Origin of the sequence: Caballeronia sp. INML2 (assembly GCF_023631365.1) — a bacterium.
Lineage (GTDB): Bacteria > Pseudomonadota > Gammaproteobacteria > Burkholderiales > Burkholderiaceae > Caballeronia > Caballeronia turbans.
The window spans coordinates 62,759-89,573 of record NZ_JALQDH010000004.1 but is presented as its reverse complement, the minus strand read 5'-3'; the positions used below and the strand labels follow the sequence as shown (position 1 = coordinate 89,573).

The following is a 26,815-nucleotide window of genomic DNA, read 5'->3' as shown; positions in this document are numbered from 1 at the left end:
CGACTGAAACATCGTCTGGATTTCCATGAACTCGTTCGTCATGAAGCTGTTTGCGAAGCGTCAGGCCAGCTCGGCGCATTCGTTCGCCATGCCAATGTCGCGAATCGCCGGCGCCATTGCGCTTGCGATGGCCGCGCTCGCATGCGTTCCCGCGCATGCTCAGGAGCCGAACGCCACGCCCGTTCCGAGCGCCGATGATCAATCCGATGCGCAAAACGCCGCGGACCTTCTGACCGCGCCGGTCAGCGGCGCGGAGACACAGGATTTGCCGAACGTGGCAATGTCCAGCCAGATCGTGTTTCAGGTGCTGGCGGCTGAAGTGGCGTTGCAGCGCGGCCAGCCCGCGCCCGCATTCCAGACTTATCTCTCGCTCGCCCGCGACACGCACGATCCGCGTTTCGCGCAGCGTGCGACCGAAATCGCGATCGCGGCGCAAAGCCCGAACGACGCGCTGACGTCGGCGCAACTCTGGCAGCAGTTCGCGCCGCATTCGGATCGCGCGGCGCAGTTGAGCGCATCGCTTCTGATCGTGAGCGGCAAGCCGGAAGACGCGAAGCCGACGCTCGAACGCGAACTCGCGAAGGTTTCGCCGGAGCAGCGCGGCGAAGCCATCCTTTCATTGCAGAGCTTGCTCGCGCGCGGGCCGAATCGCATCGGCGGGCTGAACGTGCTCAAAGATCTGACGCAAAACGATCAGGGCCGGCCTGAAGCGCAACTTGCGCTCGCGCGCCAGCAATTGGTCGCCAACGATCAACCCGGCGCGAAGGCATCGCTCGAAAAAGCCTTGCAACTCAAGCCGGACTATCTGCCCGCCGCGCTGACGCTCGCGCGCATGGGTCCGGAAGAACGCAAGGAAGGCATCGCTTCGTTCGAGAAGTATCTCGACAAGAATCCGAAATCGCATGATGCACGGCTCGCGCTTGCGCAGTTATACCTGTCGTCCGACAGGCTCGACGACGCGCAGAAGCAGTTCGAGATCATGCGCAAGAACGACTCGAAGGACCTGACGCCGCTGATGGCGCTTGCGCTCATCAACATTCAGAAGAAACAGTTCGACAAGGCGCAGGACTTCCTGAACCTCTACGCGAAGACGGCGGAAAGCACGCCGGGCGCGGACCCCGGCCAGGCGTACATCTATCTCGCGCAACTGGCCCTCGAGCAGAAGGACGACGCCGCCGCGAGCCAGTGGCTCGACAAGATCCCGCGCACCAGCCAGCAATATTTGCCCGCGCAGATCACGCGCGCGCAACTGCTCGCGAAGCAAGGCAAGGTAGACGACGCGCGTGCGCTGCTCGGCAGCCTGCAAAGCTCCGATCCGCGCGATCTCGCGCTGCTCGCGCGCACCGACTCGGCCATTCTTTTCGAGGCGCATCGCTACAAGGAAGCAGAGGAAAGTCTCGCGAAGGCAGTGGCCGCGTTCCCCGACGATCCCGACCTCGTTTACGACTACGCGATGGCCGCCGAAAAGAACGGCCATTACGACGTCATGGAAACGCAGTTGCGCACGCTGATGCGCACGCAGCCGAATAATCCGCAGGCGTACAACGCGCTCGGCTATTCGCTCGTCGATCGCAATCAGCGGCTCGACGAAGCGGTGAAGCTGATCGAGAAGGCGGTTTCGCTGGCACCGAACGATGCGTTCATCATGGACAGCCTCGGCTGGGCGCGTTTCCGCCAGGGCAACGCGGCCGAAGCGGAGAAGATTCTCAAGAACGCCTACAACCTGCAGCCGAACGCCGAAATCGGCGCGCATCTCGGCGAAGTACAGTGGAAATCCGGGCAGCAGGATCAGGCGCGTGCGACATGGCGGCAGGCGCAAAAGCTCGAACCTGACAACGATACGCTCGTCAAAACGCTAAAACGACTCCAGGTAAACGACCTTTGATGGCATTCGATTTTCTCGCCGGCGCTTCGCTTCGACGCGGAGGCCTCGGCATCGCGGCAGCCGCCGCACTGGTGCTGTCCGGTTGCGCTCTCCAGCCGCGCGTTCCTACGACAACGAACGCATCCACTTCGCTCGCGACGCAGACGAGCCGTGAATATCACGGACGCTTCGCCGTGCAGTACAACGATCAGAACGGCACCCAGCGCAACGCATACGGCAATTTCGACTGGCAGGAAACGGGCGATACGGTCACGCTGCAGTTGCGCAATCCGCTCGGCCAGACGATGGCGATCGTGACGTCCTCGCCTTCGCTCGCCACGCTCGAATTGCCCAATCGGCAGCCGGTGAGCGCCGACAACGTGTCGCTGCTGATGCAGAACACGCTTGGTTTCGCGCTGCCGGTCGAAGGTCTGCGCTACTGGCTGCAGCCGTCGGCCGCGCCAACCTCGCGCGCGCAGACGACGCTCGATCCGGAAGCGAACAACGGTCGTCCGAAGGAAATCAAGCAGGACGGATGGACGATCGACTATCTGGCCTACGCCGATGCGCCCGCGGCAGGCGTGAAGCGCGTGAATCTCTCACGCAATGAACCGCCGCTCGACATCAAGCTCGTGCTCGATCAATAACTTCGTCGTTGCAACACGCATGTCCTCATCGAACGATTCGCTCCGTGACTGCCTCGCGCCCGCGAAGCTGAACCTTTTCCTGCACATCACGGGCCGCCGACCGGATGGCTATCACTTGCTGCAAACCGTCTTCCAGTTACTCGACTGGGGCGACCGCCTGCATTTCAAGCGACGCGACGACGGCGCGATCACGCGCAAGACCGATGTGCCCGGCGTGCCCGAGGCCGACGATCTCGTCGTGCGGGCGGCGCGCCTGCTTCAGCAGCACACGGGCACGAAGTTCGGCGTGGAGATCGAGATCGACAAGCGTCTGCCGATGGGCGCGGGCCTCGGTGGAGGCAGTTCCGACGCGGCGACCACTCTTTTTGCGTTGAATCGTCTCTGGGGTGTTGATCTTTCGCGTGAGATTCTGCAGAATCTCGGCCTGCAACTCGGCGCGGACGTGCCGTTTTTTGTCTTCGGGCAGAATGCGTTTGCGGAAGGTGTAGGTGAGGCGCTCCAGGCAGTCGATCTGCCGAAACGCTTCTTCCTGGTAGTCACACCCGATGTTCACGTCCCGACCGCGGCGATTTTTTCGGAAAAGGCCTTGACAAGGGATACGAAAGTCGCCAAAATGATGGACTTTCTTGCAGAGCAAAGGTCAGACACAAACTGGCCCGACAGCTTCGGTCGAAATGACATGCAAGCTGTAGTTGCGGGAAAGTACGCGGAAGTTGCGCAGGTGCTCGAGTGGTTTGCCAATCTCGCACCGGCGCGAATGACTGGATCCGGAGCAAGCGTGTTTGCCGCTTTCCGAAGCCGAGCCGAAGCAGAAATGGCGCAAGCCAAACTGCCGGCGAGCTGGAGGAGCGTGGTAACAGCGAGTCTGGATTCTCATCCTCTCTTCGCTTTCGCGTCATAGGTTTTGTTTTGTCGGGTATGTCCTACACTTTCCGGCAAGACTCAAAGTTAGTGTAGGGGAGTCGCCAAGTTGGTCAAGGCACCGGATTTTGATTCCGGCATGCGAGGGTTCGAGTCCTTCCTCCCCTGCCATTCTTTTTCTCGCGTTTTTCCTCTCGCCTCCAGCCGCAGACAGGTGCACGATGAGCAGTGACGGCCTGATGGTTTTTACTGGCAACGCAAATCCCGCGCTTGCTCAGGAAGTCGTCAAAATTCTTGGAATTCCTCTCGGCAAAGCGATGGTCAGCCGCTTCTCGGACGGCGAGATCATGGTCGAGATTCAGGAAAACGTTCGGGGCAAAGACGTATTCGTTCTGCAGTCCACCTGCGCTCCCACGAACGACAATCTGATGGAACTGATGATCATGGTCGATGCGCTCAAACGCGCGTCCGCTGGCCGGATCACCGCAGCCATCCCCTACTTCGGCTATGCGCGCCAGGACCGCCGTCCGCGTTCCGCGCGAGTGGCCATCTCGGCGAAGGTCGTCGCGAACATGCTGGAAATTGCCGGCGTCGATCGCGTGATCACCATGGACCTTCACGCCGACCAGATTCAAGGCTTCTTCGACATCCCCGTCGACAACATTTACGCGACTCCCGTCCTTCTTGGCGATCTGCGCAAGCAGAACCATGATCATCTGCTGGTCGTGTCGCCGGACGTCGGCGGTGTGGTGCGCGCGCGTGCGCTCGCCAAGCAGTTGAACACCGACCTCGCCATCATCGACAAGCGCCGTCCCAAGGCGAATGTCGCCGAGGTGATGAACATCATCGGTGAAGTGGAAGGACGCACCTGCGTGATCATGGACGACATGGTCGATACCGCCGGCACGCTGTGCAAGGCCGCGCAAGTGCTGAAGGACCGCGGCGCGAAGCAGGTCTTCGCGTATGCCACGCACCCGGTGCTGTCGGGTGGCGCGGGCGAACGCATCGCGGCGTCGCAGCTGGACGAACTGGTCGTCACGGACACCATTCCGTTGTCGTCCGAGTCGCTCGCGTGCCAGAAGATCCGTCTGCTGTCGAGCGCGGGTCTGCTCGCGGAGACGTTCTCCCGAATCCGGCGCGGCGACTCGGTGATGTCGCTTTTCGCCGAAGGTTAATCAGAATTGAGCAAGAAACGCGAGGCACACGCTTCGCGTTTTTGCATGATCGGCGCGAACGAACGAAGGTTCGCGTCGCTTGTTTTGGGATCACACCTTTTCGATGATCCCGGTTTCCCTGCCTGGTCGCGGGCAGATATAGGAGTGAAACATGAAAGTCGTCGCTTTCGAGCGTAGCAAGCAAGGTACGGGTGCGAGCCGCCGCCTGCGCAACTCGGGCAAGACCCCGGGTATCGTGTACGGTGGTGAAACGGACGTTCAACTGGTCGAACTCGATCACAACGCCCTGTGGCACGCCCTGAAGAAAGAAGTTTTCCATTCGTCGATTCTCGACCTGGAAGTGGCCGGCAAGTCGCAACAGGTTCTGCTGCGCGACGTGCAATACCACCCGTTCAAGCAGCTCGTGCTGCACGTGGACTTCCAGCGCGTCGACGCGAAGAAGAAGCTGCACACCAAGGTGCCGCTGCACTTCATGAACCAGGAAACCAACCCGGCCGTGAAGCTGGCGGGCGCGGTGATTTCGCACGTCGTGACGGAACTGGAAGTGGAATGCCTGCCGGCAGACCTGCCTGAGTTCCTGGAAATCGATCTGGCAAAGATCGAAGCCGGTCAGACGATGCACGCGAAGGACATTCCGCTGCCGAAGGGCGTGAGCCTGACGGTTTCCGTCGAAGCGGAAAACCCGGTGGTGGCCTCGGCTACCGTTCCGGCCGCTGTCGTGTCGGAAGGGACTAGCGAAGCTGCTGAAGGCGAAAAGCCGGCGGCCGAGTAAGCACGCGGAACACCGCTATCCTCTCGATCCGTTCGCAAGAACGGTCGACGTGACCCGCCGGCGCGCAAGCCCCGGCGGGTTTTTTTTCGTTCTACATGATTCGACATGATCAAGCTGATCGTCGGCCTGGGTAATCCGGGCGCCGAATACACCGCGACGCGGCATAACGCGGGCTTCTGGTTCGTCGACCAGTTCGCACGCGATGCCGGCGCGACGCTGCGCGACGAACGCCGCTTTCACGGTTTCTACGGCAAGGGACGTCTGCACGGCCATGAAGTGCATTTGCTCGAACCGCAGACCTTCATGAACCGCTCGGGGCAATCGGTCGTCGCGGTGGCGCAGTTCTTCAAAATTCTTCCCGATGAGATTCTCGTCGCGCACGACGAACTCGATCTTCCGCCCGGCACCGTCAAGATGAAACTCGGCGGCGGCAGCGGCGGACATAACGGACTCAAGGATATTTCCGCGCATCTGTCGTCGCAGCAATACTGGCGGCTGCGCATCGGTATCGGACATCCGCGCGATCTGATTCCCGAAGGCGCGCGCGCGGGCGCGAAACCCGATGTCGCGAACTTCGTGCTCAAGCCGCCGCGCCGTGAAGAACAGGACGTGATCGATCAGTCGATCGAGCGCGCACTCGCCGTGATGCCCTTCATCGTCGCCGGCGAAACCGAGCGTGCGATGATGAACCTCCACCGCAACTCTTGATTGGAGCCGACCTTGAGCCGTTTCTGGAGCGATATCGTCCATCGTCTGACGCCGTATGTGCCGGGCGAGCAACCTGCGCTGGCCCATCCCGTCAAGCTCAACACGAACGAAAACCCGTACCCGCCTTCGCCGCGTGTCATCGAAGCGATTCGTCGCGAGCTCGGCGAGGATGGCGCGTCGCTGCGCAAGTATCCCGATCCGACCGCGCGTGCGCTGCGTGAAGCCGTCGCGAAGCATCATGGGCTGCGCATCGAGCAGGTGTTCGCCGGCAACGGTTCCGATGAAGTGCTCGCGCACGCGTTCCAGGCGCTGCTGAAGCACGACAAGCCGATCGCCTTCCCGGACATCACGTACAGCTTCTATCCCGTCTACGCGCAGCTTTACGGCGTCGCGTACGAGACCGTGCCCTTGAACGCGGATTTCGCAATCGATGTCGATGATTACCGCGCGCCGCGCGGCGGCGTGCTGCTACCGAATCCGAATGCGCCGACGGGTCGCGCGCTGCCGCTTTCGGAAATCGAAGTCTTGCTGAAGGCGAACCCGGACGCGCCCGTCATCATCGACGAAGCGTATGTCGATTTCGGCGCGGAATCGGCGGTAAATCTGATCGACGCCTATCCGAACCTGCTCGTCGTGCAGACGACGTCGAAGGCGCGTTCGCTGGCGGGCATGCGCGTCGGTTTCGCGTTCGGCGATCCGGCGCTCATAGAAGCGCTCACGCGCGTGAAGGACAGCTTCAACTCATATCCGCTCGATCGCCTCGCGCAGGTCGCAGCGCTCGCATCGTACGAGGATCAGGCGTGGTTCGAAGAAAGCTGCGCGAAGATCATTGCGAGCCGTGAGACGTTGACCGCGCAACTGCGGACGCTCGGCTTCGACGTGGTGCCGTCCGCCGCCAACTTCCTGTTCGCGAAACATCCCGCGCACGATGCCGCGGCGCTCGCCGCCGCGCTCAAGGCGAAAGAGATTTTCGTGCGCCACTTCAAGCTGCCGCGTATCGATCAGCATCTTCGCATCTCGATCGGCACGCCCGCCGAATGCGATGCGCTCATCGCCGCGCTGAGCGGGCTGATCGGGTAAGACGCGAAGGGCTTATCGGCCCTTCGCCGCCATGAGCGCGTGGTACTTGGCCATCAACTGCTCAGGCGTCTCGACGTGCGCCGGGTCGCGCGGAATGCATTCCACGGGGCACACCTGCTGGCATTGCGGCTCGTCGAAATGGCCGACGCATTCCGTGCATTTGTTCGGGTCGATCACGTAGATGTCGGGACCCATCGAAATGGCGTCGTTCGGGCACTCGGGCTCGCAAACGTCGCAGTTGATGCACTCGTCGGTAATGATCAAAGACATGCTTCACTCTCTTGCGCCGGTTTCGAATCCGGCATGACGCCCGCGCGCAGTGTCCGCCAATAGTGACGAAACGCGCGGGCCCGGCGCTCACGGCGCCGCGGGATCCTTCTGCGACAGAATACCGACTTTGTCGATCAGCCGCTTTTCCACCGACGGGAACACGAACTTGCTCACGTCGCCGCCGAGTTGCGCAATCTCGCGCACGATGGTGCCGGAGATGAACTGATACTGATCCGATGGCGTCATGAACATTGTCTCGACATCGGGCAGCAGATAGCGATTCATACCGGCCATCTGGAACTCGTACTCGAAATCGGACACGGCGCGCAGTCCGCGCACGATCACGCGCGCGTTGTTCTTGCGCACGAAATCTTTCAGCAGCCCGGTGAAACTGCTCACCTGCACGTTCGGGTAATGCCCGAGGACCTCGTGCGCGATATCCAGCCTTTCCTGCAGCGAGAAAAACGGCTTCTTCGCCTGGCTGTGCGCGACGCCTACGACGAGCTGATCAAAAATGCTCGATGCGCGCCGGACGATGTCTTCATGCCCGCGAGTGAGCGGGTCGAACGTACCCGGATACACGGCCACAACCATGAGCTTCTCCTCTTCTATTTACATTGGGCCGCGTGGCTGCGACGACCAACTCTCCCTGATTTCCCGAGACTTTGGATGGCCCAAAATCGGGAACGCGCATTATTCCTCATTTTCGCGGCGCAGCAAATGATAGCGGACCGCGCCCGCCTTGCCTTCACGTACGATGTTCCAGCCGGCGAGCGCATCGATGCCGGTCAGGTCCAGCGGATCGCCGCATTCGACGTAGATCGCCCCATCCGGCGCGACGAGCGGCGCCGCCAGTTCCAGCGCGCGCAAGAGCATCGCCTGATCGCCGAACGGCGGGTCTAGAAAGATCACGTCGAACGAGCCGTGCGCGAGGCTGGCGGCGAGCCGCAAAGCATCCGCTTCCGCAATCTCGATATTGCGCGCGCCGAGCTTCGCCTGATTCGCCCGGATCTGCGCGGCCGCTTTCCCGCTTCTTTCGACCATCAGCACGCGCGCCGCGCCGCGCGACGCCGCCTCGAAACCGAGCGCGCCGCTGCCCGCGAACATATCGAGACAATTCTGCCCGTTCAGATCCTGGCCGAGCCAGTTGAAAAGCGTCTCGCGCACGCGATCCGGCGTGGGCCTGAGGCCGTCGAGATCGAGGACGGGCAGCGGCGTGCGCTTCCAGTCACCGCCGATGATGCGGATCGTGTGCGGTTTGCCTCCGCGCGACGGCGTATGGCTGGGCAAGGCGGATCGGGTAGCGGACAAGCGGGGCATAAAAGAGTTGTCGGAGTCGTGCTCGCCGGGCATTTTTTGCCTGAAGATCAGCCGGCGCGGGCAATGAAAGCCAACGTTACCACACGCGCACGCCATGCCGGGAGCCGCACGGGCGCGCACCGCGGCGCCTGATAAAATACGCGGCTACTATCCCATCGCGCGGGCCTCGCGCGCAGCGACTCGAAAGCGCGCACGAGGCCATCGGTTCACGCGCGCATCATCGCCAAAATCCATGTTCAGCTTCTTCAAGAAATTCAAAAAGTCGGCTGACGCGCCGCTCGACGGTCCTCAGGAAGAATCCGTCGAGGCGGCCGAGGACGAAGAAATATCCGACGCCGAGCTCGAGCGGCAGGCGCTTCCGGCCGAAGCGCCGTCGTCGGAAGTAGCGCAGCCTGAAGCGCCCGCGGAACCGTCGGCTCCCGTCGTTCCCGCATCGCCCGTCGAGCCTGAGACGGACCACTCAAAGGAATACTGGCAAGGCCGCACCGAGTCGCAATGGGCGCGCGTTCCGGAAACGGATCAGGCGAGCGAGGAAATCGTGCCGCCGCCCGAGCCCGATCCGGTCGCTAAAAAATCGTGGATCTCGCGTCTGCGTCACGGTCTTTCCAAGACGAGCTCGAACCTCACCGGCATTTTCGTCAGCGCGAAGATCGACGAAGACCTGTACGAAGAACTCGAAACCGCTCTGCTGATGTCCGACGCCGGCGTCGACGCGACCGAGTTCCTGCTCGAATCGCTGCGTGAGAAAGTGCGCGCGGAGCGTCTGACCGACGCGTCGCAAGTGAAGGCTGCGCTGCGCGAATTGCTGATCGACCTGCTGCGCCCGCTCGAAAAATCGTTGATGCTCGGACGCGCGCAACCGCTCGTGATGATGATCGCGGGCGTGAACGGCGTCGGCAAGACAACCAGCATCGGCAAGCTGGCGAAGCATCTGCAGCGCTTCAATCAGTCGGTGCTGCTCGCCGCGGGCGATACGTTCCGCGCCGCCGCGCGCGAGCAACTGACGGTCTGGGGCGAACGCAACAACGTGACGGTGATCGCGCAGGAAAGCGGCGACGCGGCCGCCGTCATTTATGACGCAGTCGGCGCGGCGCGTGCGCGCAAGATCGACGTGATGATGGCCGACACCGCCGGCCGTCTGCCGACGCAACTGCATCTGATGGAAGAACTGCGCAAGGTGCGACGTGTGATCGCGAAGGCGATGCCGGACGCGCCGCACGAAGTGCTGCTCGTGATCGACGCGAACACGGGCCAGAACGCACTCGCGCAGGTGAAGGCGTTCGACGATGCGCTGGGTCTGACCGGCCTCGTCGTGACGAAGCTCGACGGCACCGCGAAAGGCGGCATTCTCGCCGCGATCGCGCGTCAGCGGCCTGTTCCGGTGTACTTCATCGGCGTGGGCGAGAAAGTCGAGGATTTGCAGCCGTTCAGCGCGGAAGAATTCGCCGACGCCTTGCTCGGTTGAACCTGGAAAGGGCGTCCACGTGGGCGCCCTTTTTTCATCGCGCAAGTATCAGGGAAGCCGCGATCCACCACATCACGCAGCCGACGATCACATCGAGCACGCGCCACGATACGTCCTTCTCGAACCACGGCTCCAGCAGACGCGCGCCGTAGCCGAGCGCCGTGAACCAGATCACCGACGCGCACATTGCGCCCGCCGCGAACCACGCGTTGCCCGGCCAGCCACGCTGCGCCCCGATGCCGCCGAGCAGCACGACGGTATCGAGATAGACGTGCGGATTGAGCAGCGACAGCGCGAGCACCGTGGACGCCGCGCCGATCGCCGTCTGCGAGTCGCCGTCTGACGCGTTCAGATGCCCCGGTCCCCGCCACGCCGCGAGAAACGCGCGCAAGCCATACAGAAACACGAAGATCGCGCCTGCCCAGCGAATCACGTCGAGCAGAAAGGGCGCACGCGCGATGAGCGCGCCCATTCCGCCAACGCCGAGGGCAATCAACAGCACGTCGATGAACGCGCAGATCGACACGACGATACTCACGTGGCGGCGCTTCAACCCTTGCCGCAACACGAACGCATTCTGCGCCCCGATCGCGACGATCAGGCTCGCCCCCAACCCGGCACCCGACAAATAGCTCGACAGCGCTCCTGTGGGAACAGCCGCCGTCATTCGGCGTCCGGCTGCTGCGCCGGAGCGGCCCGTGCAAAGGCGTCGAGCGTGCAGGCGTGATCCGCGATACGCGCGATCGTCGGATACGGCGTCACGTCGATGCCGAAGCGCCGCGCGTTGAACACCTGCGGCACGATGCACAGATCGGCGACCGTCGGTGTGTCGCCGAAGGTCAGCGCACCGACGCGCCTGTCCGTGGCAAGCCGTTTTTCGAGCGATTCGAACCCGGCCTCGACCCAATGCCGATACCACGCGTCTTTTGCTTCGTCCGGCACCTTGACCTGATGCTTCAGGTACTTGAGCACGCGCAGGTTGTCGAGCGGATGGATTTCGCATGCGACCTGCAGCGCGACGGAGCGCACGAACGCGCGATCGGACGGGCTTTTCGGCAGAAGCGGCGGCTCGGGATGCGTTTCGTCGAGATACTCGATGATCGCGAGGGACTGCGTCAGCACGTCGTCGCCATCGACGAGAGCCGGCACGATGCCGTCCGGATTCACCGCCCGATACTCGGGCTTGAGTTGCTGCCCGCCGTCGCGCAGCAGATGCACGCCGACGTAGTCGTAATCGAGCCCCTTCAGATTCAGCGCGATGCGCACGCGGTACGCCGCCGAGCTGCGGAAATAGCTATAGAGCTTCATGTTCATGAGCTCAGACCACGCGCACGGCGAATTCACCGATGCCGTCGACGCCGCCCTTCAGCAGATCGCCCTTCACGACCGCGCCGACGCCTTCGGGCGTGCCGGTGAAAATGAGATCACCGGGAAAGAGCTCGAAGAGCGTCGACAGATACGCGACGGTTTCACCCACCGACCAGATCAGTTGCGAGATGTCGGAACGCTGCTTTTCCTCGCCGTTGACGCTCAGCCAGATCGCGCTCTTTTGCAGATGCCCGACCTTCGACACCGGATGGATCGGGCCGATCGGCGCGGAACGGTCGAATCCTTTCGCCGTGTCCCACGGGCGGCCGAGCTTCTTCGCTTCGGCTTGCAGGTCGCGGCGCGTCATGTCGAGGCCGAGCGCGTACCCGTAGACGTAATCGAGCGCCTTATCGGCGGGAATGTTCTTGCCCTGCTTGCCGATCGCCGCGACGAGCTCCATCTCGAAGTGCAGGTTCTTCGTCTGCGACGGATATGGGAATTCGCCCGTGGAACCCGGCGCGACGTACAGCACGGCATCCGCGGGCTTGCTGAAGAAAAACGGCGGCTCGCGATCCGGATCGTGGCCCATTTCGCGCGCGTGGGCTTCGTAGTTGCGGCCGACGCAGTAGATCCGGCGCACCGGAAACTGCTCATTCGAACCATCGACGGGGACCGCTGCGGCCGGCGCCGGAGGAAACACGTAACTCATCCCGCTCTCCTGTTGCTGTTTTGATGTGCAGATTCATGGGCGAACGCGCCAGCGCGGACGGCCGGCGAGAAAAGGAAGTTTAACGTGCGCGCGCAAAGCGTGGCGGAGCTTGTCGGGCGCGGCTTTGCGAGCTTTCGACGAGCCATCGGCGGGTCGACGAAAGCGCCGTCATTCGTAAGCATCGGACACACCTGGCGGGAGACGCTCGCTCGGTGCAGCTTGCCAGCGCTCGTCAAATACGGTACTCAATAACCTTCTTGCACCTTAAAACGCGCGACGGCATCGCTCGCAGTACGAAATCGAGCACCCGATCCGCCCCAACTTTCCGATGACCGACTCCGCTCCCCCCGCTTTCAACTGCGCGCGTTATATCAAGGAAATCGGCCGCGGGCCGAACGGCGCGCGCGCCCTCTCGCACGACGACACCTACGCGCTCTACGAAGCGATACTCGAGGATCGCGTCTCTGAACTCGAACTCGGCGCGGTACTGCTCGCCTATCGCGTCAAGGGCGAAACCGCCGCCGAGCTCGCCGCCATGCTATCCGCCGCGCATCGCTCGTTCGAGCCGCTGCATGTCCAGGATGGACGAGAGCACGCGCGGCCCGTGTCGATTCCGAGCTACAACGGCGCACGCAAGACGCCGAATCTCGTGCCGCTGTTGTCGCTCTTGCTTGCGCGCGAAGGCGTGCCGGTGCTGGTGCACGGTGTCACCGACGATCCGGGCCGCGTCACGAGCGCCGCGATTTTCGCCGAACTGGGTATCGCGCACGCGGCTTCACACGATGAAATCGAAGACAGCCTCGCGTCGCGCCGTCTCGCATTCGCGCCGATCGCCGTGCTCGCGCCCAAGCTCGCACGGTTGCTGGCGCTGAGACGCCGCATGGGCGTGCGCAATTCGACGCACACGCTCGTGAAGATCCTTCAGCCCTTCGCCGAGCCGGGCCTGAGGCTCGTCAACTACACCCATCCCGAGTATCGCGAGAGCCTTACCGGACTTTTCACCGAGCACCCGGACGCGGCGGCGGGCGGCGCACTGCTCGCGCGCGGCACCGAAGGCGAAGCCGTCGCGGACACGCGCCGCCAGGTGCAGGTCGACTGGTTCCACGACGGCCACGTCGAGACGCTGATCACGCCCGAGCACTCTCAGCCGCACACGCCTCCGGTCGACCTGCCCGACACCCTCGACGCAGCGACCACCGCGCGGTGGATCGAATGCGTGCTGCGCGGCGACGTGCCGGTGCCGCCCGCGGTCACGCGCCAGGTCGAAGTGATTGCCAATGTGGTGCGTAAACCAGCTGTCGGTCAGGCAAATCCCATTTGACACGCTATTCAACGGTGGTTTAAAGTCGATTACATGAGTTTCACCCAGCCCGCCTCCCTCCGAATTATTCCGGGCCGCCTAGCGCGGCCCCTATCGCTACGTCTAGCGTAAGTCGCCAGATGTAGCGCCGCGCGTCGCAAGGCGCCCGGTCCTGCCAGAAGTCCCAGTAGTTCCTTTTCTTACCACCTGTAGTCGTCAGCTTTTCGTTCGCGCATCCCGCGAAACGGAAACGCGAGGGTCAAATGCACGTTGCTCCGCGCACGTTCACGTTGGTCACAGGCGTCACCGTCGCTGGTGATCCCGGGACACGCGCGCGCCGCTCCGTCTCACGTGCATCCCGCCACGCCCGGCCAGCCGCCGGACACGGCCTCTCTCGCAGGCGCTACGCAAACTGTCCGAAGAGAGATCGACGATCATGATGCCGAACCCCGCCGAGAAATACCGCCCGTTTCCGCAAGTCCGTCTGAATGGCCGTCGCTGGCCGACCCGCACGATCGAGAAGGCGCCCATCTGGATGAGCACCGATCTGCGCGATGGCAACCAGTCGCTCATCGAACCGATGAGCATTGCCGCGAAGCTCGAGTTCTTCGAGATGCTGGTGAAAATCGGGTTCAAGGAAATCGAGGTGGGATTCCCGTCGGCGTCGCAGACCGATTTCGATTTCGTGCGCATGTTGATCGACGAAAAGCGCATTCCGGACGACGTGACCATCGAAGTGCTCGTGCAGTCGCGCCGCGAGCTGATCGAGCGCACGTTCGAAGCGGTCGAGGGCGCGAGCAAGGTGATCGTGCATCTCTATAACGCGATCGCGCCGTCGTTCCGCAAGATCGTGTTCAATCAGTCGAAGGACGAAGTGAAGGCGCTCGCCGTCGAAGGCACGCGCCTCATCAAGGAATGCGCGGCCGCGCGGCCTCAAACGCACTGGATCTATCAATACTCGCCCGAGACCTTCAGCATGACGGAGTTGCCGTTCGCGCGGGAAGTGTGCGACGCGGTCGCGCAAATGTGGCGTCCGACGCCCGATCACAAGATGATCGTGAACCTGCCCGCGACGGTCGAAGCGGCGATGCCCAACGTGTTCGCCGATCAGGTCGAGTGGATGGACCGCAACATGGGCTTTCGCGACAGCATCGTGCTGTCAGTGCATCCCCATAACGATCGCGGCACGGCGGTCGCCGCGGCGGAAATGGCGGTGCTCGCGGGCGCGGACCGCATCGAAGGATGCCTTTTCGGCAATGGCGAGCGCACCGGCAATGTCGATCTCGTCACGCTCGCGATGAATCTCTACACGCAGGGCATCGACCCGGGGCTCGATTTCTCCGATATCGACGCCGTGCGCCGCGTCGTCGAGCGCTGCAACCAGATTCCGGTGCATCCGCGTCATCCGTATGCGGGCGACCTCGTGTTCACCGCATTTTCGGGTTCGCATCAGGACGCGATCCGCAAGGGTCTCGCGCAGCGCGTACCGGGCACGATGTGGGAAGTGCCCTATTTGCCGATCGATCCCGCCGATCTCGGCCGCAGCTACGATGCCGTGATTCGCGTGAACAGCCAGTCCGGCAAGGGCGGCTCGACTTTTCTGCTCGAACGCGGGCTCGGCTTCACGCCGCCGCGCCGCGTGCAGATCGAGTTCAGCCACGCCGTGCAGCAGATCACCGATGCATCCGGCGCCGAAATCGGCGGCGACGCGATCTGCGAGCTCTTCAAGCGCGAATATTTCGATGCCGGCGGGCCGGTTTCGCGGGTCGATGTATCGACGTTGTCGGTGTTCGGAAAGCGCGTCACGGTTGCACCGCCGGCGAGCACGACGAGCGGCGATGCCTACGCGCAGACGGTCGCCGCAGCGCTCGGCGTGGACGCGAACGTGAACTGGTTCGAGACGGCCGTGACGGCGAGCGGCGACACGGCGGCGTTCGTCGGCTACCGCGTCGGCGAGGGCCAGACGCGCTTCGGCGTCGCCGTACATGCGAATCCGGCGCTCGCAGTCGCCGATGCGGTCGTGAGCGCAGTGAACCGCTCCGGGCGCGTCGCAGAGAATGTGCGGCAGGACGAAGCCGTAGAAGCCTGACGAACGGCGCGCGTGGCTATTCGAGTGCCACGCGCGTCGCCTGCAGCGCGAGCAGTTGCCATTGGCCCTCGGTCTGCACGTGGACGGCGGTATAGGCGATCGGAAATAGCAGCGCGCCGTTCTTCGATTCCATCTCGACCAGCGCGCGGCCCGAGACGAGGCACGTATCGCGGCCGGCGGGCAGCACGTCCTGCGACTGAATCTCGATCTGCCGGTAACGGCGGCGACCTGCGGTGATCGCGTCGATGAACTGGCGCTTCGTCTCCCGCTTGCCGTTCGTATGGACGTAGCTGACGTTTTCGGCCAGCAGCGCGTCCAGCGCCGGGCCGTCGCCGTCGACCATCGCACGGAAGCGGTCGCGCTCGAGGCCGCGAATGGCCTCAATGGTTTTTGCCGGCATCTGTCGAGTCCCCTTGTGTCGAGGAACCGATGCACCGGCGCCTCGTCAGAAGTTGTATTGCAGATATAGCTGGCTGAAATTTATACCAGGATTCGGCTCTTTGATACCGCCGTTCGACAGATGCTGGAAGCGAAAGCCCGCCTGATAGTTCTGCTTCGCGCCGAAGATCATGCCGACGCCCACCATGTCGGCGAACTGGAACGCCGTCGCGACGGAGAAATCCTCCGTGATGCGCGTATGCGAAAGCAGCCGCACGCCGACGCCCGCCTCGATGAACGGCCGGAAATAGCCGGAGCTTTTTACGAAGCGCACGACCGGCGTAATGCCGAATTCCCAGATGTTCGGGTGGACGGCATTGTCCTCGGTCGTGTGCCAGTAGGACACGTGACCTTCGCCGATGAGCGTGAAGTGGAACCCGCCGATCTCCCACCACGTGAGGCCAGGATCCCAGGCCACGCCGAGGTCGGCTTTCTTGATGTCGCGATCGGCGACGCCGCCTGCAATCTGAAGGCCGAATCGATCAGCATGCGCTGCCGCCGACGCCAGGCCGAACGCCGTGCAGATCGCCACGCGGGAAAGCGTGCGATGCCACGAACTCTTGTGTTTATGCATGAGCACCCCATGTTCTCGGATGACGGGCGTGTTTCACGAAGAGCATTGTCTCGCCGAATTCTAGTGACCTTTTTCAGTACTTGCAGGAAACGCAGCCGGCCACCCGGTTTGTTGAATTTTCTTTCGCCCGAGCGCGTAAGAGCGGTAAAGAATTCGACGCATGCCCTGTACCGGTAGATTCTTCCGTTTATGATGCAACGGACTGTCCTATTGATCCCGCAAATTCGATAGTATTTGTGGGAACTCTCACATTCCCCTCTCCTCTAACACTTAGCACTCGTTGAACCGGAGTGCTAATATCATGTCTGACTTCCGCTGCTGTTAAGCGGCGAATGAATTGTTGATAAGGAGCTTATGAGCGTGACCAATGCGATGACCCTACCGAATGTTGTGAACTCGGCACCTGCCAAGGCATCTTCGGCAGGCGCGCTGACGTACGCACAGTCGTCGATGCTGACCGGCCAGATCGGCAACATCGATTCATACATACAAGCAGTGAACCGTATTCCGATGCTTTCGCCGGCAGAGGAACGTCAGTACGCCACCGAGTTCCGCGAGCAGGGCAACCTGAACGCCGCGCGTCAGCTTGTGCTTTCGCACCTGCGCCTCGTCGTGTCGATCGCCCGTAACTATCTAGGTTACGGACTGCCGCACGCGGATCTGATCCAGGAAGGCAATATCGGTCTGATGAAAGCCGTGAAGCGCTTCGACCCCGAGCAAAACGTGCGCCTGGTGTCGTATGCAATGCACTGGATCAAGGCCGAGATTCACGAGTACATCCTGCGCAACTGGCGCATGGTGAAGGTCGCAACGACGAAGGCGCAGCGCAAGCTGTTCTTTAACCTGCGCAGTCACAAGACGAGCCATTCGGCGTTCACGCCGGACGAGATCGACGGTCTCGCCAACGAGTTGAAGGTGAAGCGCGAGGAAGTGGCGGAGATGGAAACCCGCTTGTCGGGCGGCGATATCGCCCTCGAAGGGCAGGTCGAGGACGGCGAGGAAGCGTTCGCGCCCATCGCCTATCTGGCGGACTCGCACAACGAGCCGACTAACGTCATTGCAGCGCGCCAGTTCGACAAGCTGCAAAGCGACGGCCTTGCCGAAGCGCTCGAATCGCTGGATGAGCGCAGCCGCCGCATCATCACGGCGCGCTGGCTCGACGTGCAGGACGACGGTTCGGGCGGCAAAACGCTGCATGAACTGGCGGACGAGTTCGGCGTATCGGCGGAGCGTATTCGCCAGATCGAGGCGAGCGCAATGAAGAAGATGCGCTCGGCGCTGCACGACTTCGCGTAACACCTGACTGTGTCGTAACAAAAATTGCAAAGCCCGCCGTCGATGAGACGGCGGGCTTTTTCTTTGACCTTGCGCGAAAAGCAAACGGCACCCAGAGGGTGCCGCCCGCTTTCAAGCATGGTCTATTGCATCACGCCGGCATCGGCGCTGCACCGCCGCCGCTACCCGACAAGCGCGAGGAAAGCTGCGTGGCATAACGCTGCGCCGCCGCGCCCACGACGATGTGGAACGTATCGGCCGACACCCACGCCACATCCAGCGACGACAAACGCTGACGATCCACCGACGACGGATCACGCACGACCACGCGCAGGCGCGTCTGGGCGACCGCATCGAGCGATGCGACATTGGTCGCGCCGCCGAACACGGCGAGCCAGCGGAACGGGTCCGGATCGAGCGGGCCGGGCGTCTGATCGACGCTCACCGCTGCCACGGCCGGTTGCGCCGGCGTCGACGATGCGGGCGTTGCGCCGCGCGTCGACGAGTGCTCGAGCTCGCTGCGGATTTCATCGGCGATCAGGTCCGCTTCCGGTCCGATGATCACCTGCACGTTGGTCGCGCCGCGCTTGAGCACGCCACGCGCGCCGATGGTCTTCAACTGCGGCTCCGACACTTTCTCCGAATCCACCACCGACAAACGAAGACGCGTCGTGCAGGCATCGACGAGCGTCAGGTTGGACGCGCCGCCGAGCGCCGCGACGTACTTTGCAGCGCGCGTGTTCGATGCCGCCACCGCCGCGCCCGGAACCGGCGGAATCAGGCCGCCTGCGACGGTCGTGTCGGCGTCGGTTTGCGCATCGGTCGTGGCCGGCTCGCGGCCCGGCGTCGCCATGTTGAACTTGCGGATGAAGAAGCGGAACAGACCGTAGTAGATGATGAAGTAAACGACGCCGACGACGAGCGCCATCCAGCCGCGCTGCGACAGGCCGTAGTTCAGCACGTAATCGATCGCGCCCGCCGAGAACGTGAAGCCCAGATGGATGCCGAGCGCCGAGCAGATAGCGAGCGACAGGCCCGTCAGCACCGCGTGGATCGCGTAGAGAACCGGCGCGAGGAACATGAAGCTGTACTCGATCGGCTCGGTCACGCCCGTCAGGAACGCGGTCAGTGCCATCGAGAACAGCAGGCCGCCGACGATCGCGCGGCGCTCCTTCGGCGCCTCATGGAACATCGCGAGGCAGGCTGCCGGGAGGCCGAACATCATGATCGGGAAGAAGCCGGTCATGAAGCCGCCCGCGGTCGGATCGCCCGCGAAGAAGCGATGCAGGTCGCCATGCACCACCGCGCCGCCGCCGGGCGGCGTGAACGAGCCGAACACGAACCACGCGAGCGAGTTGATGATGTGGTGAAGACCCGTCACGAGCAGGATCCGGTTCAGCACGCCGAACACGAAGGTGCCGAGCGCGCCGGCCGTCGTCAGCCAGTTGCCCGCGGCGTCGATGGCCGCCTGCACCGGCTGCCAGACGTAGCCGAACACGATGCCGAGTATCAGACACGCGACGCCCGTGACGATCGGCACGAAGCGCTTGCCGCCGAAGAACGCCAGATACTCGGGCAGCTTGATGTCCTTGTACCGGTTGTACAGATAGCCCGCCACCACACCGGCGATGATCCCCGACAGCACGCCCATGTTGAGCTTGTCGTTGATGTCCTTCATCACGGCCACTTCGATGAGGTAGCCGATCGCGCCGGCGAGACCCGCCGTGCCGTTGTTGTCCTTCGCGAAACCCACCGCCACGCCGATCGCGAACAGGAGCGGCAGGTTGGTGAAAATCGCATCGCCGGCGTCGGCGATCATCTTGATGTTGAAGACGTCGGGCTGGCCGAGACGCAGAAGCAGGCCGGCCACCGGTAACACGGCGATCGGCAGCATCAGCGCGCGACCTAGTCGCTGCATCTTTGCAAACGGGTTGGCGTCCATCGGGTTCTCCAAAAATATAAGTCTTGTCGTTACTGCTTCGGGGATTGCTGGGATTGAAGGATCCGCGAATCCGTCTGTGGCTTCGAACGGGACCAGGGCGGGCGCCGAGGCGCCAGCTCTGGTCGACGAATCGGACGCTCAGTCCTGCGGCCAGATTTCGCGGCTTGCCGCTCTTACTGCCTGCGCCGATTCGAGCGCGAGGCAGTCCTCGGCGCGCTGGCGGCACAGTTGGTAATCGAGATTGCGCACGCGCGCCTTGATGCCGGGCACGGACCCCGGATCGACCGACAACTCGGTCACGCCGAGGCCGACGAGCAGGGGCGCCGCGACCGGATCGCCGCCGAGCGCGCCGCACACGCCGACCCATTTGCCGTGCTTTTCCGCGCCTTGCACCGTCGCCTTGATGAGGCGCAGCACAGCGGGATGCAGGCCATCGGACTGCGCGGCGAGATCGGGCTGGCAGCGGTCCATCGCGAGCGTGTACTGCGTGAGATCGTTGGTGCCGATCGAGAGGAAATCCGCGTGTTTCGCGAGTTGATCCGCGAGCAGCGCCGCCGACGGCACTTCGATCATCACGCCCACTTCGATCGGCTCGGTTCGGCCCGCTTCGCGCGCCAGTTCGTCGATGCGCGCACGCAAGCGCTGCAACTCGCCCGCATCCGTCACCATCGGCAAAAGGATGCGCACGGTGCCGAGCGGTTTCACGGCAAGCAGGCCGCGCAACTGGTCGTCGAGCAGATCGGGGCGCACCTGCGCGAGGCGGATGCCGCGCAGACCGAGCGCCGGATTTTCTTCGGGCGGCAGCGTCAGATAGTCGACTTCCTTGTCCGCGCCGACATCGAGCGTGCGGATGATCGCGGTGCGGCCCTGCAGCGCATCGACGATGCCCTGATAGCTCTGCGCGTGCTCCGCGACCGTCGGCGCCGACTGGCGATGGATGAACAGCAGTTCGGTGCGCAACAGGCCGACCGCATCCGCGCCGTTTTCGACGGCGGCCTTCGCGTCGTCGAGCGTCGCGATATTCGCGGCGATTTCGATATGCCTGCCATCCTTCGTCGATGCGGTTTGCCGCGAAAGCTTGCGATTCGCCTCGCGCACGCCCGCGAGCCGTTCGCGTTCGTTGCGCGCGCGTTCGACGTCGAGCGCGGTCGGCGCATGCTCGATCCGTCCCGCCGATGCATCCACGACCACTTGCGTGCCTTCGGGAATCGCGTGCAGCGCATCGCCGATGGCGACGAGCGCCGGAATGCCGATCTGCCGCGCGATGATCGCCGCGTGGGAGGTCGCGCCGCCGCGCGCCATGACGAGCGCGGTGACGCGCGTGCGGTCGATCGAAGACAGATCGGACGGCGTGAATTCCGCGGCCGCGAGCACGGTCTCTTCGGGCAGTTCGCGCGCCGCGGTGTTGTTCAGACCGAGCGCGCGCAACACGCGCTTTTCGATATCACGAAGATCGGCGGCACGCTCCGCGAGCAGGTCGTCCTGCACGTTCGAAAGCAGCGCGATTTGCGCGCGGATCGCCTCGCGCCACGCGAAGCCCGCGCTCTTGCCGAGGCTGATCAGATCGCGCGCGGCATCGACGAGCGTCGGATCTTCGAGCAGCACGCGATGCACCGCGAAAATGCCCGCTTCGCCGACTGCGCCGCGCTGCGACGCGGTGCGCACCGTTTCGCCGAGTTCGGCATCGACCTGGGCGATGGCTTTGTCCAGCGCACGGCTTTCCGCCGCCGACGAGCCGCCCGCCTGTTCGGGCGGCACGATTTCCTGATCGTCCCAGCGCACGAGCTTGCCGACCGCGATGCCCGGCGCCGCGCACACGCCGGCAAGCGTGTTCGGCGGCAGCGGCTCTCCTGCACCGGCTGCCCTGGCGACCGGCGCGGGCGACTTCGCGCGCGCGGGCGTCTCTTCGACTTCGCCTTGCGCCGCGCGCAGCAATTCGGCGGCAACCGCTTCGATCGCCTGCTGCGCCTGCCCGCCGATAGCAACCAGTTCGATGGTCGCGCCCTCGCCCGCTCCGAGACCGAGCAGACCGACGACGCTTTCAACCGGCGCCTTCCTGCCTTGGTAGCGCACTTCGACCTTCGCGTCGAAACCGCGCGCCGCTTCGCGCGCCCGGGCAGCCGGACGCGCATGCAGACCGCCCGCGTGCGCCAGCGTCACGCTGCGGCGCGCTTCCTCCAGCACGACCGCGCCCGCGCGTGCCGTTTCGGCTTTCTCGCCTTGCTTCGCGCGCAACACCAGCATGCGTGAGCCCGCCTTCAGCACGCCGCGGCCAGCGCGATCGATGACGTCGAAGGCATCGCCGTTTGCGACTGCAATCACGGAGACCAGGCTCGGCGCGTGCTGCGCGACGAAGTCCGCATCGAATTCGATGAGCGGATCGCCCGCGCGCACCGTCGCGCCTTGCTCGACCTTCGGCGCGAAGCCCTTGCCGCTCAGCTCGACCGTGTCGATGCCGATATGCACGAGAATCTCCGCGCCTTCTTGCGTGCGCACCGTCACCGCGTGATGCGTGCGCGCGAGATGCGTGATCGTGCCGTCGCAGGGCGAAACAAGCACGTTATCGAGCGGATCGATGCCGATGCCGTCGCCGAACATGCCCTCGGCGAATACGGGGTCCGGCACGTCGGCGAGCGGCACGACGGGACCGGTGAACGGCGCGAGCAGCACGACATCGTTCGGATTATTGACGGAATGGTTCAACAGTGACTCCTCGGCACGGCGCATCGGCTATCTCGCTCAATGGGTTTCGGTGACCTTGTTCAGGTGGCGCGGCGCGTCGGGATTGCGGCCGCGTGCGGCGGCCAGACCCGCGGCCATCACATAAAAAGAAAGGATCGCGGCGATCGGATCGAGCGCCGGGTGATCGGTGGCGACGAGCGGCAACTCCGCGTCCGCAACGTCCTCGGGTGCGGCGAGCAGCACGCGCGCGCCGCGAGCGCGCATATCCGCGGCAAGCTGGATGAGGCCCGCCTGCTCCGGCCCGCGCGGCGCGAACACGAGCAGCGGATAGTCGCGGTCGATGATTTCCATCGGACCGTGGCGCACTTCCGCGCTCGAAAACGCTTCGGCCTGGATGCCCGAGGTTTCCTTCAGCTTGAGCGCGGCTTCCTGCGCGATCGCGAGGCCGAGGCCACGGCCGATCACGATCATGCGATCGGCGTCCGTAAGCTCGGTCACGGCGCGCGTCCAGTCGAGCTTGCCCGCGGCACGCAGCGCGTCGGGCAGCGATTTCAGCGAATTGAGCAATTCGACGTCGCGCTGAACGTGCGCGATGACGATGGCCGACAGCGACAGCATCGCGATGTAGCTCTTGGTCGCTGCGACCGACAGCTCGGGACCGGCGAGCAGCGGCAGGAAATATTCGCACGCGCTTTCGAGCGGCGAACCGGTGACATTGACTGCCGCGACGGTGAACGCGCCCGCGTCGCGCAGCGCCTGCATCGTACCGACGAGATCGGGGCTCTTGCCGGATTGCGAGAACGCGACGGCGAGTTGCCCGGAGACACGCAGCGGCGCCTGCTGGAGCGTGGCGACCGACATCGGCAGCGATGCGACCGGCACGCCGACACGGCTCATTGTCAGGCTTGCGAAATAACTGGCGGCGTGATCGGAACTGCCGCGCGCCACCGTCAGCGCGACGTGGCGCGGCTGCTCGGCGAGCTTGACCGCGAGCTCTTCGATGCGCGAGGTATCGGCGAGCTGGGCCGCGACGACGTCGGCGGACTCCAGCGCCTCATTAAGCATATTCGACAATTGATTCTCCTTCGACATACGTGGCGGTCAGCGCGTGTTCCCGGTCGAGCACGACGAGATCGGCCCATGCGCCGCGCGCGATGCGGCCGCGGTCTTCGAGCCCGAGATAGTCGGCGGGGAAACGCGACAGGCGATTCGAGACGTCCGCGAGCGGAATGCCCAGCGAGACGAGATTGCGCAGCGCCTGATCCATGGTCAGGGTGCTGCCGGCGAGCGTGCCGTCCGCGAGACGCACACCGCCCATGCATTTGGTGACGTGCTGACTGCCGAGGCGATATTCGCCGTCGGGCATGCCGGCCGCCGAGGTGCTGTCGGTCACGACATAGAGACGCGGGATCGCGCGCATCGCGGCGCGGATGGCGCCCGGATGCACGTGCAGCAGATCGGGAATGAGCTCGGCGTATTCGGCATGCGCGAGCGCCGCGCCGACCATGCCGGGATCGCGGTGATGCAGCGGCGACATTGCATTGAACAAGTGCGTGAAGCCGCGCGCGCCATGCTTGAGCGCGTTGACGGCGTCGTCATACGTGCCGAGCGAATGGCCGAGTTGCACGCGCACGCCGCGCGCGGCCAGTTCCGAAATGATGTCCAGATGGCCCGAGATTTCCGGGGCGATCGTGACGACGCGGATCGGCGCGAGCTCGAGGTACTTCAGCACTTCGTCGCGCACCGCGACCGCAGCGGCGTCCGGCTGCGCGCCGAGCTTGCCCGGGTTGATGTACGGGCCTTCCAGATGCACGCCCAGCATGCGCGCGCCGCCGGCGGCGCGGTGTTTCGCCTGTTCGCCGAGACCCGCGACGACTTCCATCAACTCGTCGCGCGGCGCGGTCATCGTGGTTGCGAGCAGGCTCGTCGTGCCGTGTTGCGCGTGCTGCAGCGCCACGGTGTCCGCCGCATCGCCGCCTTCCATGATGTCGCGCCCGCCGCCCCCATGCACGTGCAGATCGATGAAGCCTGGCAGGATGTACGGCGCGTCGTTGGCGAGCGGATCGGCGATATGGCCTTCGAGCGCCGTCACGCGGCCGTTCTCGACGCGGATCGAACCGTGGATCCAGCCGTCGGTCGTGAGTATGTTTCCTTTCAGCATGAAGTTCTCTGGAAGTACGCGCTGCATGGATGAGGTTCAGTGCCGTCCGCGCCGTGCTGCGAGCAGGCTTTCGTCACGAAAAAAGCGAACGGCTTCCTTGGGTCCTCTCGTTCTCTTGTTTGCTCTCTCGATGCGTATCGGGTCATGCGCGTCTGTACCGACGCTTATCGATGCAGTTCGGCGACGAAGTCGTAGTAGTCGTCGCGACAGTAGGTGTCCGTCGATTCGATCGCACGTTGATCCGCCGAATAGCCGATCCGCGTGATCACGAGCAATGCGGCGCGCGGCGCCACGCCCATCAGCCGCGCGATTTCCGCGCCCGCGTTCACTGCACGGAAGTGCTGCAATGCACGCACCACCGACAACCCGCGCTCCTCGAGATGCCGATACAGCGACGCGCCGATCGCGAGCGGGTCCGGCACCACGGCGACGGGCAAGGCCGAGTGCTCGACCGCCATCACGATGCCGTCCGCGCGCCGCAGACGTCTTAGGCTCGCAACGGACGCGCCCGGCGACAGACCTAGCCGCACCGTTTCGTCGCGACTCGCTGTGCGCAGTCCGCGATCCAGCCAGATCGAATCCGGCGTAAAGCCGCGCTGTTCCATCTTTCGGGTGAAGCCGGTGAGCCGGGAGAGCGGGTCTTCGACACGCGGCGTGATGAAACTGCCCGCGCCGCGCACGCGCCTGATCAAGCCTTGCTCAACGAGCAGTGCGAGAGCCTTCCTCGCCGTGATACGCGATACGCCGACGCCTTCGGAGAGCGTGCGCTCCGAAGGCAGCGCCTCGCCGGCCGCCCAGTTTCCCGCATGAATCGCTTTGGCGAGACGCGACGCCAACTGTAAATAAAGTGGCGTATCGCTCTGCGCCTCCGGCGTCAAATCCTGCCAGCGATGCTTCATCGAACGCTCTCAGTGCCGAATTGGAGCCCATTATATAACCAACATAATACCAGTCAACGTTAAACCGGCATCGGAGGACGATCGTCAAATTTTCAAACAAATCAAATAGTTAAGTGCTTTTGCGAGGACGAATCGGAACAAACATGCCATCAGGACTTACCCCTACACGCAGCCCAGTGGATGAACTGGTCAATTAAACGGCCGATAGCCCTTTTTTCGGGCATTTTCGTATTCGCACGATCGTTCTTCTTTGGCACAATGCGCGCATTAATTCGGATTCCGATTAATTCCAACAATATCGATGAGAGACTGACGCGATGGGCTGTTCCGATCCGAGCCGGGCTGTCGAAGCGGTGCGCCGCTTTAACCGCTTTTATGCGCGCCACACAGGCGCACTCCACGAGCGGCTACATAAAAGCAGCTTTTCCCTGACGGAAGTACGCATCCTTCACGAGCTGGGACAAGCGCGGGCCACAACGGCCGCAGACTTGTCGCGCAACCTCGGGCTGGACACGGGCCATTTGAGCAGGTTGATCAACAACTTTCACAAGCTCGGCCTCGTCGTGCGGCGAAAGAACGAGCTGGATGGCCGCGCGCACCTGCTGCGCATCACGCCCGAGGCAAAAGCAAAGGTCGACGAGATCGACCTGCATGTTTCCGCGGAAACCGCCATGCTGCTCAAACGGCTGACTACCGCCGAAATCGATCAGCTATGCACTGCAATGGCAGACGTCGAACGGCTTCTTTCACCGGGGTGCGCCGAAGGAGAAGCCCGGCTTCGCGTCCCCCGCGCCGGAGACTTCGGCTGGATGATCGAGCGTCAGGCTCATCTGTATTCGGGCGAGCGGCCGAAGTTTTCCAGCGAGGCGCGCACGGCGAGGGCGGTGGCGCACTTTCTCGCCGAGATGCAGGCGAGCACACCGCGCATCGCCTGCTGGGTGGCCGAACAGGGCGAGGCCATGCGCGTCGGCGCGGCGCTGCTTACTGCGGAGTCCGAAAGTCAGGCGCGAATCGAACTATTGTTCGTCGAACCGGGCGCGCGGCGGCGCGGGCTCGGCGAGCGGCTCGTCGCGGCATGCACGAACTTCGCGCACGGCGCTCGCTATGATCGGGTCATCTGCCGCCTGGATGAACCGCATGAAGAGCTTTGCGCCCTGTTCGTGCGATCCGGCTTCACGCCCGTTATGGAAGGATCCAAGGGAATGGTGTGGCAACGAGAACTGCAGCCGATCTTCGTAGACTGAACGGCCGCGCAAGTAAAAAACGGCGTCCCGTG

Annotated in this window: 25 protein-coding genes and 1 tRNA gene; 13 read left to right on the top strand and 13 right to left on the bottom strand. The window is 63.6% G+C overall.

What is annotated here, in order from left to right:
- Nucleotides 1–25 precede the first annotated feature (25 nt).
- The 8 genes from NCT32_RS01295 (at nt 26) to hisC (ending at nt 7,107) form a co-directional block, all read left to right on the top strand.
- Nucleotides 26–1,885 carry a tetratricopeptide repeat protein gene (locus NCT32_RS01295; protein ID WP_061116890.1) on the top strand — a complete coding sequence of 620 codons (1,860 nt, stop codon included), beginning with the start codon at nt 26–28 and terminating at the stop codon, nt 1,883–1,885.
- A complete protein-coding gene (gene lolB / locus NCT32_RS01290; protein ID WP_250476246.1) occupies nt 1,885–2,511 on the top strand; it encodes a lipoprotein insertase outer membrane protein LolB in 627 nt (208 codons plus the stop codon). The genes NCT32_RS01295 and lolB overlap by 1 nt, the downstream gene beginning before the upstream one ends.
- A gap of 19 nt (nt 2,512–2,530) precedes the next feature.
- Nucleotides 2,531–3,412 carry a 4-(cytidine 5'-diphospho)-2-C-methyl-D-erythritol kinase gene (ispE, locus tag NCT32_RS01285; protein ID WP_250476245.1) on the top strand — a complete coding sequence of 294 codons (882 nt, stop codon included), beginning with the start codon at nt 2,531–2,533 and terminating at the stop codon, nt 3,410–3,412.
- A gap of 54 nt (nt 3,413–3,466) precedes the next feature.
- Nucleotides 3,467–3,543: transfer RNA gene (locus tag NCT32_RS01280), tRNA-Gln, on the top strand.
- 50 nt (nt 3,544–3,593) lie between these two features.
- Nucleotides 3,594–4,547: a ribose-phosphate pyrophosphokinase gene (locus NCT32_RS01275; protein ID WP_250476244.1), complete on the top strand. Its 954-nt coding sequence runs from the start codon at nt 3,594–3,596 to the stop codon at nt 4,545–4,547.
- A 151-nt stretch (nt 4,548–4,698) separates the two neighbouring features.
- Nucleotides 4,699–5,319, top strand: a complete 621-nt coding sequence (locus NCT32_RS01270; RefSeq protein WP_061116887.1) for a 50S ribosomal protein L25/general stress protein Ctc — start codon at nt 4,699–4,701, stop codon at nt 5,317–5,319.
- A 105-nt stretch (nt 5,320–5,424) separates the two neighbouring features.
- Entirely contained in the window at nt 5,425–6,027 is a 603-nt protein-coding gene (gene pth / locus NCT32_RS01265; protein WP_250476243.1) for an aminoacyl-tRNA hydrolase, read from the top strand.
- A 12-nt stretch (nt 6,028–6,039) separates the two neighbouring features.
- Nucleotides 6,040–7,107 (top strand): histidinol-phosphate transaminase, encoded by a 1,068-nt coding sequence (gene hisC, locus NCT32_RS01260; protein WP_250489851.1) that lies wholly within the window; start codon nt 6,040–6,042, stop codon nt 7,105–7,107.
- 12 nt (nt 7,108–7,119) lie between these two features.
- On the opposite strand, the gene NCT32_RS01255 is transcribed toward hisC, so the two are convergent.
- The 3 genes from NCT32_RS01255 to rsmD all read right to left on the bottom strand — a co-directional run bounded on the left by NCT32_RS01255 (nt 7,120) and on the right by rsmD (nt 8,697).
- Nucleotides 7,120–7,377 carry a YfhL family 4Fe-4S dicluster ferredoxin gene (locus NCT32_RS01255; RefSeq protein ID WP_061116885.1) on the bottom strand — a complete coding sequence of 86 codons (258 nt, stop codon included), beginning with the start codon at nt 7,375–7,377 and terminating at the stop codon, nt 7,120–7,122.
- An 87-nt stretch (nt 7,378–7,464) separates the two neighbouring features.
- Complete coding sequence (coaD, locus tag NCT32_RS01250) at nt 7,465–7,971, bottom strand: pantetheine-phosphate adenylyltransferase (protein ID WP_061116884.1); 507 nt, start codon at nt 7,969–7,971, stop codon at nt 7,465–7,467.
- 99 nt (nt 7,972–8,070) lie between these two features.
- Nucleotides 8,071–8,697, bottom strand: a complete 627-nt coding sequence (rsmD, locus tag NCT32_RS01245) for a 16S rRNA (guanine(966)-N(2))-methyltransferase RsmD (protein ID WP_250476241.1) — start codon at nt 8,695–8,697, stop codon at nt 8,071–8,073.
- A 232-nt stretch (nt 8,698–8,929) separates the two neighbouring features.
- Here rsmD and ftsY point away from each other — a divergent pair, with 232 nt between their 5' ends.
- Nucleotides 8,930–10,162 (top strand): signal recognition particle-docking protein FtsY, encoded by a 1,233-nt coding sequence (gene ftsY, locus NCT32_RS01240; RefSeq protein ID WP_250476240.1) that lies wholly within the window; start codon nt 8,930–8,932, stop codon nt 10,160–10,162.
- A 34-nt stretch (nt 10,163–10,196) separates the two neighbouring features.
- On the opposite strand, the gene NCT32_RS01235 is transcribed toward ftsY, so the two are convergent.
- The 3 genes from NCT32_RS01235 to NCT32_RS01225 are packed head-to-tail and all read right to left on the bottom strand — an operon-like array spanning nt 10,197 to nt 12,179.
- Nucleotides 10,197–10,829, bottom strand: coding sequence for a LysE/ArgO family amino acid transporter (locus NCT32_RS01235; protein ID WP_061116882.1), 633 nt, complete (start codon nt 10,827–10,829; stop codon nt 10,197–10,199).
- A complete protein-coding gene (gene maiA / locus NCT32_RS01230; RefSeq protein WP_061116955.1) occupies nt 10,826–11,470 on the bottom strand; it encodes a maleylacetoacetate isomerase in 645 nt (214 codons plus the stop codon). The genes NCT32_RS01235 and maiA overlap by 4 nt, the downstream gene beginning before the upstream one ends.
- Nucleotides 11,471–11,480: 10 nt before the next feature.
- Nucleotides 11,481–12,179, bottom strand: a complete 699-nt coding sequence (locus NCT32_RS01225; protein WP_061116881.1) for a fumarylacetoacetate hydrolase family protein — start codon at nt 12,177–12,179, stop codon at nt 11,481–11,483.
- Nucleotides 12,180–12,507: 328 nt separating this feature from the next.
- Between NCT32_RS01225 and ybiB the strand changes: the two genes are divergently transcribed.
- Nucleotides 12,508–13,500, top strand: a complete 993-nt coding sequence (gene ybiB, locus NCT32_RS01220; protein ID WP_061116880.1) for a DNA-binding protein YbiB — start codon at nt 12,508–12,510, stop codon at nt 13,498–13,500.
- Nucleotides 13,501–13,915: 415 nt separating this feature from the next.
- The gene (gene leuA / locus NCT32_RS01215) at nt 13,916–15,568 is read left to right on the top strand and encodes a 2-isopropylmalate synthase (protein ID WP_250489850.1); all 1,653 of its coding nucleotides are present in this window, start codon (nt 13,916–13,918) and stop codon (nt 15,566–15,568) included.
- 16 nt (nt 15,569–15,584) lie between these two features.
- Here the strand turns inward: leuA and NCT32_RS01210 are convergent, their stop codons facing one another.
- Both NCT32_RS01210 and NCT32_RS01205 read right to left on the bottom strand, forming a co-directional pair.
- Entirely contained in the window at nt 15,585–15,968 is a 384-nt protein-coding gene (locus tag NCT32_RS01210) for a nuclear transport factor 2 family protein (protein WP_061116878.1), read from the bottom strand.
- Between the two features lie 45 nt (nt 15,969–16,013).
- Nucleotides 16,014–16,580, bottom strand: coding sequence for an acyloxyacyl hydrolase (locus NCT32_RS01205; protein WP_250476238.1), 567 nt, complete (start codon nt 16,578–16,580; stop codon nt 16,014–16,016).
- A 360-nt stretch (nt 16,581–16,940) separates the two neighbouring features.
- Here NCT32_RS01205 and rpoH point away from each other — a divergent pair, with 360 nt between their 5' ends.
- A complete protein-coding gene (gene rpoH, locus NCT32_RS01200) occupies nt 16,941–17,876 on the top strand; it encodes an RNA polymerase sigma factor RpoH (RefSeq protein WP_061116953.1) in 936 nt (311 codons plus the stop codon).
- A gap of 130 nt (nt 17,877–18,006) precedes the next feature.
- On the opposite strand, the gene nagE is transcribed toward rpoH, so the two are convergent.
- The 5 genes from nagE to NCT32_RS01175 all read right to left on the bottom strand — a co-directional run bounded on the left by nagE (nt 18,007) and on the right by NCT32_RS01175 (nt 25,539).
- Entirely contained in the window at nt 18,007–19,797 is a 1,791-nt protein-coding gene (gene nagE, locus NCT32_RS01195; RefSeq protein WP_061116877.1) for an N-acetylglucosamine-specific PTS transporter subunit IIBC, read from the bottom strand.
- Between the two features lie 138 nt (nt 19,798–19,935).
- Nucleotides 19,936–22,524 carry a phosphoenolpyruvate--protein phosphotransferase gene (gene ptsP / locus NCT32_RS01190; RefSeq protein WP_250476237.1) on the bottom strand — a complete coding sequence of 863 codons (2,589 nt, stop codon included), beginning with the start codon at nt 22,522–22,524 and terminating at the stop codon, nt 19,936–19,938.
- 12 nt (nt 22,525–22,536) lie between these two features.
- The gene (locus NCT32_RS01185; protein ID WP_250476346.1) at nt 22,537–23,544 is read right to left on the bottom strand and encodes an SIS domain-containing protein; all 1,008 of its coding nucleotides are present in this window, start codon (nt 23,542–23,544) and stop codon (nt 22,537–22,539) included.
- The gene (gene nagA, locus NCT32_RS01180) at nt 23,537–24,640 is read right to left on the bottom strand and encodes an N-acetylglucosamine-6-phosphate deacetylase (protein ID WP_250476236.1); all 1,104 of its coding nucleotides are present in this window, start codon (nt 24,638–24,640) and stop codon (nt 23,537–23,539) included. The genes NCT32_RS01185 and nagA overlap by 8 nt, the downstream gene beginning before the upstream one ends.
- 164 nt (nt 24,641–24,804) lie before the next feature.
- Nucleotides 24,805–25,539, bottom strand: a complete 735-nt coding sequence (locus NCT32_RS01175) for a GntR family transcriptional regulator (protein WP_250476235.1) — start codon at nt 25,537–25,539, stop codon at nt 24,805–24,807.
- A gap of 317 nt (nt 25,540–25,856) precedes the next feature.
- Between NCT32_RS01175 and NCT32_RS01170 the strand changes: the two genes are divergently transcribed.
- Nucleotides 25,857–26,783, top strand: a complete 927-nt coding sequence (locus NCT32_RS01170; RefSeq protein ID WP_250476234.1) for a bifunctional helix-turn-helix transcriptional regulator/GNAT family N-acetyltransferase — start codon at nt 25,857–25,859, stop codon at nt 26,781–26,783.
- The last annotated feature ends 32 nt before the right edge of the window (nt 26,784–26,815 follow it).

Coding starts and splice junctions, on each gene's coding strand:
- NCT32_RS01295 (WP_061116890.1), top strand. CDS start 26: ATGAACTCGTTCGTCATGAAGCTGTTTGCGAAGCGTCAGGCCAGCTCG.
- lolB (WP_250476246.1), top strand. CDS start 1,885: ATGGCATTCGATTTTCTCGCCGGCGCTTCGCTTCGACGCGGAGGCCTC.
- ispE (WP_250476245.1), top strand. CDS start 2,531: ATGTCCTCATCGAACGATTCGCTCCGTGACTGCCTCGCGCCCGCGAAG.
- NCT32_RS01275 (WP_250476244.1), top strand. CDS start 3,594: ATGAGCAGTGACGGCCTGATGGTTTTTACTGGCAACGCAAATCCCGCG.
- NCT32_RS01270 (WP_061116887.1), top strand. CDS start 4,699: ATGAAAGTCGTCGCTTTCGAGCGTAGCAAGCAAGGTACGGGTGCGAGC.
- pth (WP_250476243.1), top strand. CDS start 5,425: ATGATCAAGCTGATCGTCGGCCTGGGTAATCCGGGCGCCGAATACACC.
- NCT32_RS01255 (WP_061116885.1), bottom strand. CDS start 7,377: ATGTCTTTGATCATTACCGACGAGTGCATCAACTGCGACGTTTGCGAG.
- coaD (WP_061116884.1), bottom strand. CDS start 7,971: ATGGTTGTGGCCGTGTATCCGGGTACGTTCGACCCGCTCACTCGCGGG.
- rsmD (WP_250476241.1), bottom strand. CDS start 8,697: ATGCCCCGCTTGTCCGCTACCCGATCCGCCTTGCCCAGCCATACGCCG.
- ftsY (WP_250476240.1), top strand. CDS start 8,930: ATGTTCAGCTTCTTCAAGAAATTCAAAAAGTCGGCTGACGCGCCGCTC.
- NCT32_RS01235 (WP_061116882.1), bottom strand. CDS start 10,829: ATGACGGCGGCTGTTCCCACAGGAGCGCTGTCGAGCTATTTGTCGGGT.
- maiA (WP_061116955.1), bottom strand. CDS start 11,470: ATGAAGCTCTATAGCTATTTCCGCAGCTCGGCGGCGTACCGCGTGCGC.
- NCT32_RS01225 (WP_061116881.1), bottom strand. CDS start 12,179: ATGAGTTACGTGTTTCCTCCGGCGCCGGCCGCAGCGGTCCCCGTCGAT.
- ybiB (WP_061116880.1), top strand. CDS start 12,508: ATGACCGACTCCGCTCCCCCCGCTTTCAACTGCGCGCGTTATATCAAG.
- leuA (WP_250489850.1), top strand. CDS start 13,916: ATGATGCCGAACCCCGCCGAGAAATACCGCCCGTTTCCGCAAGTCCGT.
- NCT32_RS01210 (WP_061116878.1), bottom strand. CDS start 15,968: ATGCCGGCAAAAACCATTGAGGCCATTCGCGGCCTCGAGCGCGACCGC.
- NCT32_RS01205 (WP_250476238.1), bottom strand. CDS start 16,580: ATGCATAAACACAAGAGTTCGTGGCATCGCACGCTTTCCCGCGTGGCG.
- nagE (WP_061116877.1), bottom strand. CDS start 19,797: ATGGACGCCAACCCGTTTGCAAAGATGCAGCGACTAGGTCGCGCGCTG.
- ptsP (WP_250476237.1), bottom strand. CDS start 22,524: ATGCGCCGTGCCGAGGAGTCACTGTTGAACCATTCCGTCAATAATCCG.
- NCT32_RS01185 (WP_250476346.1), bottom strand. CDS start 23,544: ATGCTTAATGAGGCGCTGGAGTCCGCCGACGTCGTCGCGGCCCAGCTC.
- nagA (WP_250476236.1), bottom strand. CDS start 24,640: ATGCTGAAAGGAAACATACTCACGACCGACGGCTGGATCCACGGTTCG.
- NCT32_RS01175 (WP_250476235.1), bottom strand. CDS start 25,539: ATGAAGCATCGCTGGCAGGATTTGACGCCGGAGGCGCAGAGCGATACG.
- NCT32_RS01170 (WP_250476234.1), top strand. CDS start 25,857: ATGGGCTGTTCCGATCCGAGCCGGGCTGTCGAAGCGGTGCGCCGCTTT.